General features: G+C 74.5%; 1 protein-coding gene. It reads right to left on the bottom strand.

All coding sequences use genetic code 11. The annotated features are described in order from the left end of the window. Window positions 1-518: CurL C-terminal domain-containing protein (locus IE180_RS36070; RefSeq protein WP_190161129.1), on the bottom strand; the 518-nt coding region annotated here is incomplete at both ends.

The following is a 518-nucleotide window of genomic DNA, read 5'->3' as shown; positions in this document are numbered from 1 at the left end:
AAGGGGGTCAGGGCGGTCTCGCACTCGGTGATGACGCGGGCGAACTCGGGGGAGGAGTCCAGCAGGGCCGTGGCCATGCCCACCCACTGCGAACCCTGACCGGGGAATACGAACACGACGGGAGCGCCGGACGTCCGGCCGGGCTTCGCACCGGAGACGGCCGCGGTCACGGCGGCGAGTTCGCCGGAGGCCAGGGCGTCCAGGCCGGCGAGCAGTCCGTCCCGTCCGTCCCTGCCGGGCAGCGCGGCCCGCGCCTCGAAGGCGGAGCGTCCGGTGGCCAGGGAGAGCGCCACGTCGGCGGGACCGAGCTCCGGCCGCTCCCGTACGTACGCGGCCAGCCGCTCGGCGGCCTCGGCCAGCGCCTCGGACGAACGTGCCGACACCAGCCAGGGCAGGCCCGTGCCGTCCAGGCGAACGTCCTCGTCCGGCGTCGTGTCCTCGACCGACACGTCTGCGGGTGCTTCGGCGAGGATGACGTGGGCGTTGGTGCCGCTGATGCCGAAGGAGGAGACGCCGGC

Origin of the sequence: Streptomyces litmocidini, assembly GCF_014649755.1 — a bacterium.
Lineage (GTDB): Bacteria > Actinomycetota > Actinomycetes > Streptomycetales > Streptomycetaceae > Streptomyces > Streptomyces litmocidini.
The sequence above is the reverse complement of the archived record's forward strand: the minus strand, read 5'-3'. Positions and strand labels throughout refer to the sequence as shown.